Raw genomic sequence first — 7330 nt, 5'->3', positions numbered from 1 at the left:
GCCACGGGGGCGCTGGGGGTGGGCGACTGGCGCAGCAGGTATTCGGCGAGCCGGCATTCGACGGTCTGGAAGGCGAGTTTCTCCAGCAGCGCCATCATCGACTTCATGCGGGCGCCGAAAGCGCTGAACACCACGGCGCGAAAGCCGTCGGATTCGGCCAGAAGCGAATCGAACAGCGCCCGCGGCAGCAGCACCAGCCGCGTCGGGCCGGTGGTGCTGGCCTCGGCGCTGTAGCGTTGGTCGCCGCCCATCAGCCCCAGCGTCGACTGGATGCAGGATTGCCCCGGCACCACCGAATAGAGCAGGATCTCGCGCCCCGAGGCGGTGCTGAGCCGCACATCGACCCGTCCGGAAAGCACGATGGCATAGCCCTGCACCGGGTCGCCGGGCTGGAACAGCCGGGCGCCCTCGGGCAGGGTCATGGGCGCGAGCCGGTCCAGCCGCGCCCGGTCCTGCGCAGTCAGCCCGTCAAGGGCAGGGGCGCCGGAGGTCCAGCCCATCTAGCCGCGCGAACGGGCCGAGAACCGTGGCAGCATGGCCGAGAAGTCCATCCCGAGGCCGTTTTCCTCGTCGACGAAACGGGCGTAGAGGTCGCGCGCCAGCTCGCCCATCGGCGTGTCGGCATCGGCGCTTTCGGCGGCCTGCTGCGACAGGCGCAGGTCTTTCAGCATCAGCTCGGCGGCAAAACCGGGCCGATAGTCGTTGTCGGCCGGCGATTGCGGGCCCACGCCCGGCGCCGGGCAATAGGCGTTCATGGTCCAGCTGTAGCCGGACGAGGTCGAAACCACGTCGAACATCTTCTGCCGGTCCAGCCCCAGCTTGTCGGCCAGCGCAAAGGCCTCGCAGGTGGCGATCATGGTCACGCCCAGGATCATGTTGTTGCAGATCTTGGCCGCCTGACCGGCGCCCGAAGCGCCGCAATGCACAGCTTTCTGGCCCATGATCTCGAACAGCGGTTCGGCCTTGGCAAAGGCCTCGGGCGTGCCGCCGGCCATGAAGGTCAAGGTGCCCGCCGCCGCGCCGCCAACGCCGCCCGAAACCGGCGCATCGACCGCCAGCAGACCGGCGGCCACCGCCTGTTCGGCCACCGCGCGGGCGCTGTCGACATCGACGGTCGAACAGTCGACGAAAGCGGCGCCGGCGCCCATCGCCGGGATGATCTCGTCGGCCACGGCGCGCAGGATGGCGCCATTGGGCAGCATGGTGATGACCACATCGGCGCCCTTGGCCGCTTCGGCGCCCGAGGCGGCGTTGCTGACGCCCTCGATGGCGACATCGGCCATGTCGAAGCCGACCACCTCATGCCCCGCCTTGGCGAGATTGGCCGCCATCGGGCCGCCCATGTTGCCAAGTCCGATGAATCCGATCTTCATGGCTGTTCTCCTTTTTCAAATGTCAGCGCCGCGTCGCCCAGCGGAAGCAGCATCTGGCTGACCGCCACGGCGGGCAGGGCGTCCAGAGCATGTTTCCATTTCGGGTTGCGGTCCTTGTCGATGATCTGCGCGCGGATGCCCTCGATGAAATCGCCGTGTTCCATGGCGCGGTAGGTAAAGCGGTATTCCAGCCCCAGCGCCGGCCGCAGGTCGCTGAAACCGCGCCCGCGATGGATGATCTCGAGCGTGCAGCCCATGGCCAGAGGCGAATTGCGCGACAGTTTCTTCAGCGTCTCGCGGGCGAAATCGCTGTCGGTGGCGGCGAGCGTGTTGAGCACGTCCTGCAGTGACTCGCCATCAAAAGCCGCGTCAATCTCCGGCGCCAGCGCCGCCAGCGGCCCGGTGGGCGCCGGCTGGGCGGCGGCGTCGATAAGCTGCCAGTCGCCGGTCTCTTCCAGCGCCGCGATCAGCGCCGGCCACGCGGCCTCGGGGATGTAGTAATCGGCAAAGCCGGCATGGATGGCATCGCCCGCGCCCAGCCGCGAGGCGGTGAGACCGAGGTATTCGCCCAGCCGTCCCGGCGCCCGCGCCAGAATGTAGGATCCGCCCACATCCGGCACCAGTCCGATACCGCATTCCGGCATCGCGATCTGGCTGCTGTCGCCGACCACGCGGTGGCTGCCGTGACAGCCGACTCCGACCCCGCCGCCCATGGTGAACCCCTGCATGAAGCTGGCCACGGGCTTGCAGAATTCGAACATCTTGGCATTCATTCTGTATTCATCAGCCCAGAATGATTGACCATATGCATAATCTTTGGCCAGACCGGTATCATATAGCTCGGCAATGTCGCCGCCGGCGCAGAAGGCCTTGTCGCCCTCGGCGTCGATGACGATCATCTTCACCTCGTCATCCTCGGCCCAGAGGTCCAGCGCCTCTTCGATGGCCCGGCACATGTCGTAGCTCATCGCGTTCAGCGCCTTGGGGCGGGTGAAGGTGATGCGCCCGGCCTTGCCGGTCTTGCGGATATTGATGTCGCTCATCGGGGCCCTGTCCTTCATGCTGCGTCGGCGATCAGCTGGCGCGAGACGATCAGGCGCATGATTTCATTGGTGCCCTCGAGGATCTGGTGAACGCGCAGATCGCGGACGATCTTCTCGATGCCGTAATCGGCCAGATAGCCGTAGCCGCCATGCAGTTGCAGGCAGCCGTTGGCGACCTCGAAGGCGACATCGGTGACCATCAGCTTGGCCATGGCGCAGAACTTGGTGGCGTCATGGGCGCCGGTGTCGAGTTTCCAGGCCGCCTGACGCAGGAAGGTGCGCGCCGCCTGCAGCTTGGTTTCATATTCGGCAAGGCGGAACTGCAACGCCTGGAACTGGTTGATCGGCTTGCCGAAAGCCTTGCGCTCGGACATGTATTGCACCGTCAGGTCAAGCGCGTTCTGAGCGCCGCCGAGCGCCCCGGCGGAAATGTTCAGCCGGCCGCCGTCGAGACCGGCCATGGCATAGGCGAAACCCTTGCCCTCTTCGCCCATCAGGTTGTCGAGCGGCACCAGACAGTCGTCGAACTGCACTTCGCTGGTCGGCTGCGCCTTCCAGCCCATCTTGATCTCATTGGCGCCAAAGCCCAGCCCCGGGGTGCCGTTTTCGACGATCAGCGTCGAAATGCCCTTGGGGCCGTCCTCGCCGGTGCGGCACATGGTGACATAGACGTCGGAATAATTGCCGCCCGAGATGAAGGCCTTGGTGCCGTTCATCCGGTAGCCTTCATTGGTTTTTTCGGCGCGGGTGCGCAGCGCGGCCGCATCCGAGCCCGAGCCCGGCTCGGTCAGGCAGTAGGAGAACACCTTTTCCATGCTGCACAGCGCCGGCAGCCATTTGGCCTTGGTCTCGTCGCTGCCGAACTTGTCGATCATGCCGCCGCACATGTTGTGGATCGACAGGAAAGAGCCGACCGCGGGGCAGGACATGGCCAGCGCCTCGAAGACCAGCGTCGCGTCGAGCCGGCTGAGGCCCGAACCACCGTATTCCTCGGAGACATAGAGCCCGCCGAAGCCCAGCTCGGCCAATTGCGGCCAGAGGTCTTTCGGGATGTTGCCTTCGGCCTCCCATTTTCGGGCGTTCGGCGCGATATGCTCCTCGCCGAAACCGCGGGCCATGTCAAAGATCAGGGTTTGCTCTTCGCTCAATGCAAAGTCCATGAAATGCCTCCCAGCAACACAATTGAACAGGTGTTAAATTATACAATTCTTGCACCAGTATGTCAGTGCCGAAATTTCGCAAAACCGATTTGCGGATTTACAGATCTGCGTGGAATTCCTCGGTCAGGTGGCGGACCACGGCGCGCAGGGCGTCCCGCGGGGTATAATCGGCCTGGATCGCGTCGCTGTAGACCGCCCGCTGGCGGTCCGAGGAATTGCCGCCGGCAAGGATGTTGCGGGCGTTCTCGATCTCGCGCAGCGAGGACAGCGCCTCGCCATCCTCGGCCAAAAGGTCGATCATTTCCTCGAGCAGCTGATCGAAGGGCACGATCTGGCGCTTGCCCCAGTCGATCAGCCCGCAGGACAGGCCATAGCGCTGTGCCCGCCAGCGGTTTTCCTCGATCAGGAAACGGTCATAAAGGCGCCAGCGCTGGTTGTTGGTCGACAGGCGCCACAGCATCCGGCACAGCGCCTGGATCAGCGCCGCCAGCGTCAGCGTGTGTTCGAGCCGCGGCGTGACATCGCAGATCCGGCTTTCCAGCGTCGGAAAGCGCGACGAGGGGCGCAGATCCCACCAGATCTTCGAGGCATCCTCGATCACGCCGACATCGGTCATCGCCGCCACCGAGCGTTCGAAGGCCGACCAACTGTCCATCTGGGGCGGCAGGCCGGTGCGGGGAAGATTGTCGAAAACCGTTAGGCGATAACAGCTTAGCCCGGTATCCTCACCCTGCCAGAAGGGCGAGGAACAGCTGAGCGCCAGGATATGCGGCAGGAAATAGCGCAGCTGGTTCATGATGTCGACACGGCGGTCGGGGCTCTCAATGCCGACATGCACGTGCATGCCGCAGATCAGCATGCGCCGCACCACACCGGCGAGATCGTCGCGCAGGCTGTTGTAGCGTTCCTTGTTGGTGTGGTGCTGGTTGCGCCAGTCGGAAAACGGGTGGCACGAGGCGGCGATCGGGGCGAGGTTGTAGCCGGCAGCGACCCGGGCGACGGTCGAGCGCAGGCGCTTCAGGTCTTCGCGCGCGGCGCCGATGTCGGCGCAGACGCCGGTGCCGATCTCGATCTGGCAGTTGAGAAACTCGGGGCTGACCTGACCTTCGAGCTCGGCCTTGCAGGCCTCCATCAGCCCCTCGGGGGCGGGCGCCAGATCAAGGCTGTCCCGGTCGACGAGAAGATATTCCTCCTCGATGCCGATGGTGAATTCGCGGTCCTGCAACGACATGTGCGCCCTCCCGATATGCTGCGCCGAGTTGAGCAGCATTCCGGCGGCATTTCAAGCACATCGCCCGGGCGCGGCTGCCCGGCTAGCGAACGCTTTCGTGGATGCCGTCGGCGGTGAGGGCCTTGACCGACAGAACCTCGAGCGCCTCGGACAGCCGCGACAGCACCAGAGGCACCACCGCGCCGAGATCCTGCCACGAGCGCACCGCCGCCATCGCCATGGTGCGGCTCAGGGCGGTCGGCGCGACGAAGATCAGGAAGGGGTGACTTCCAGAGGCGAGGAAGACATCGCTTTGATGCGCCTGCAACGCCATGATGCGGGTAAAGTCGCGTTCGTAATCGGTGACCTCTGTCAGATCGACAAGCTGGGCCTGCCCCGGCGCGCAATCGCGATGCGCCGCATAGCTGGCAAAGGCGGCCAGGGTTTCGTCGACGGTGACGCGGCCGGTGCAATGCACATAGACGAGATTATGCTGCGGATAGATGCGGTAGCTGAGTGGCATGCGGTCTTTCCCGTGGTCGCGATTGGCAGAGGGGCACTGTCCCCGGGCGTGCCATTGTCGCCGCGACAGGGACCGCGTCAATCGGCAATATTGCCGCTATGCGGCGGCCAGCAGCTTTTCGATGCTGTTTTCACGCAGACCAAGAACCGACAGGGCCTCGCGTTCTTCTCCGAGAACCACCGGCACGACCGCCGGGAAGGGTTCCCACGAACGGACGATGGTCTGGGCCAGACTCTGGCTCAGCGGGGTCGGCGCCAGATAGACGATCAGGGTTTCGGCCGCGCCGTTGACGAAAGTGCCGGCTTTCTGCGCCTGGGTTTCCATCAGCTTGGGAAAGTCCATCTCGATACCCTCGAGCGCTGTCAGGTCGACGAACTGCCTCTGGCCCGGCGCGCAATCGGGGTGGCGGGCATAGTCGGCAAAGGCCTGCATCGTCTCTTCCAGCCGGGCGACGCCTTCATAGCGGACATAGACCAGCCCCTTTTGTTTCAGAATGCGAAAAGACACCGGCATCTAGGCACCATCGGAGGGGAAAAATTGCAAGGGCGGCCCGAAAGGCCGCCCTCAAGAGTTTCAGATTCGCACCTGCGGATCAATCCATGGCTTTGAAGTTGAACTCGCCGCCTTCCTTGATGCCCGACGGCCAGCGCGAGGTGATGGTCTTGGTGCGGGTGTAGAACTTGAAGGCGTCGGGACCGTGCTGGTTGAGATCGCCGAAGGCCGATTTCTTCCAGCCGCCAAAGGTGTGATAGGCCAGCGGCACCGGGATCGGCACGTTGATGCCGACCATGCCGATGTTGATCCGGTTGGCGAAATCGCGCGCCGTGTCGCCGTCGCGGGTGTAGATCGCGGTGCCGTTGCCGTATTCGTGGTCGATGGCATGGCCGATCGCCTCTTCATAGGTCTTTGCACGCACCATCGACAGCACCGGGCCGAAGATCTCCTGCTTGTAGATGTCCATGTCGGTGGTCACGTTGTCGAAGAGGTGCGGGCCGACGAAGAAGCCGTCTTCATAGCCTTGCAGGTTGAAATCGCGGCCGTCGACGACAAGGGTCGCGCCCTGTTCGACGCCGGTTTCCACCAGACGCAGGATGTTGGCCTTGGCCGCGGCGGTCACCACCGGGCCGTAGTCGACGTCATCGCCGGCGGTATAGGGGCCGACTTTGAGTTTCTCGATACGCGGGATCAGCTTGTCGCGCAGGCGGTCGGCGGTCTCTTCGCCCACCGGCACCGCGACCGAGATCGCCATGCAGCGTTCGCCCGCCGCGCCATAGCCGGCACCGACCAGCGCGTCGGCGGCCTGATCCATGTCGGCATCGGGCATGATGATCATGTGGTTCTTGGCGCCGCCAAAGCACTGGACGCGCTTGCCCTGTGCACAGCCGGTGCCATAGATGTATTCGGCGATCGGGGTCGAACCGACGAAGCCCACCGACTGGATGATCGGGTCGTAAAGGATCGCGTCCACCGCTTCCTTGTCGCCGTTCACCACCTGCAGGATGCCCTTGGGCAGGCCGGCTTCTTCCAGCAGCTCGGCCAGCATCAGCGGCACCGAGGGGTCACGTTCCGACGGCTTCAGGATGAAGGCGTTGCCGCAGGCGATGGCGGGCGCGAACATCCACATCGGGATCATGGCGGGGAAGTTGAACGGGGTGATGCCGGCGGTGACGCCCAGCGCCTGGCGCATCGAGTAGATGTCGATGCCGGGGCCGGCGCTGTCGGTGAACTCGCCCTTCAGCATCTGCGGCGCGCCGATGCAGTATTCCACCACTTCCAGACCACGCTGCACGTCGCCCTTGGCATCGGGGAAGGTCTTGCCGTGCTCGCGGCTGAGGGCCTCGGCCAGCTTGTCCATGTCGCGGTTCAGAAGGTCGACGAATTTCATCAGCACGCGGGCACGACGCTGCGGGTTGACCGAGGCCCAGCCCGGCTGCGCATCGGCGGCGACATCGACGGCCATCGCCATTTCCGCGACGCTGGCCAGCGGCACCTTGGCCTGAACCTCGCCGGTGGCGGGGTTG

Annotated in this window: 8 protein-coding genes; all 8 read right to left on the bottom strand. The window is 64.7% G+C overall.

Translation table 11 applies throughout. The features are described from left to right. The coding region (locus tag ABZD10_RS12135) for a Crp/Fnr family transcriptional regulator (protein WP_372886816.1) at window positions 1–500 on the bottom strand (500 nt) is incomplete at its 3' end. After that, entirely contained in the window at window positions 501–1373 is an 873-nt protein-coding gene (gene mmsB / locus ABZD10_RS12130) for a 3-hydroxyisobutyrate dehydrogenase (protein ID WP_372886814.1), read from the bottom strand. It lies immediately after the preceding gene. Next, on the bottom strand, window positions 1370–2416 hold the full coding sequence (locus ABZD10_RS12125) for an enoyl-CoA hydratase/isomerase family protein (protein WP_372886813.1): 1047 nt from the start codon (window positions 2414–2416) through the stop codon (window positions 1370–1372). The genes mmsB and ABZD10_RS12125 overlap by 4 nt, the downstream gene beginning before the upstream one ends. A 14-nt stretch (window positions 2417–2430) precedes the next feature. Next, window positions 2431–3576, bottom strand: a complete 1146-nt coding sequence (locus ABZD10_RS12120; RefSeq protein ID WP_372886811.1) for an acyl-CoA dehydrogenase family protein — start codon at window positions 3574–3576, stop codon at window positions 2431–2433. Between the two features lie 97 nt (window positions 3577–3673). Further along, window positions 3674–4807 (bottom strand): carboxylate-amine ligase, encoded by a 1134-nt coding sequence (locus ABZD10_RS12115; RefSeq protein WP_372886810.1) that lies wholly within the window; start codon window positions 4805–4807, stop codon window positions 3674–3676. An 82-nt stretch (window positions 4808–4889) separates the two neighbouring features. Next, entirely contained in the window at window positions 4890–5309 is a 420-nt protein-coding gene (locus tag ABZD10_RS12110; RefSeq protein WP_372886808.1) for a hypothetical protein, read from the bottom strand. 96 nt (window positions 5310–5405) lie between these two features. Beyond that, a complete protein-coding gene (locus ABZD10_RS12105; protein WP_372886806.1) occupies window positions 5406–5822 on the bottom strand; it encodes a hypothetical protein in 417 nt (138 codons plus the stop codon). Between the two features lie 79 nt (window positions 5823–5901). Continuing rightward, a partial coding sequence (locus ABZD10_RS12100) for a CoA-acylating methylmalonate-semialdehyde dehydrogenase (protein ID WP_372886804.1) occupies window positions 5902–7330 on the bottom strand: 1429 nt, incomplete at its 5' end.

Source organism: Shimia sp., from assembly GCF_041624275.1.
Taxonomy (GTDB): Bacteria; Pseudomonadota; Alphaproteobacteria; order Rhodobacterales; family Rhodobacteraceae; genus Shimia.
This window is presented reverse-complemented; position numbering and strand designations above follow the sequence as displayed.

Excerpts from the sequence above, each read along its gene's own strand:
- ABZD10_RS12115 (WP_372886810.1), bottom strand. The coding sequence starts at position 4,807 with ATGTCGTTGCAGGACCGCGAATTCACCATCGGCATCGAGGAGGAATAT.
- ABZD10_RS12110 (WP_372886808.1), bottom strand. The coding sequence starts at position 5,309 with ATGCCACTCAGCTACCGCATCTATCCGCAGCATAATCTCGTCTATGTG.
- ABZD10_RS12105 (WP_372886806.1), bottom strand. The coding sequence starts at position 5,822 with ATGCCGGTGTCTTTTCGCATTCTGAAACAAAAGGGGCTGGTCTATGTC.
- ABZD10_RS12125 (WP_372886813.1), bottom strand. The coding sequence starts at position 2,416 with ATGAGCGACATCAATATCCGCAAGACCGGCAAGGCCGGGCGCATCACC.
- ABZD10_RS12120 (WP_372886811.1), bottom strand. The coding sequence starts at position 3,576 with ATGGACTTTGCATTGAGCGAAGAGCAAACCCTGATCTTTGACATGGCC.
- mmsB (WP_372886814.1), bottom strand. The coding sequence starts at position 1,373 with ATGAAGATCGGATTCATCGGACTTGGCAACATGGGCGGCCCGATGGCG.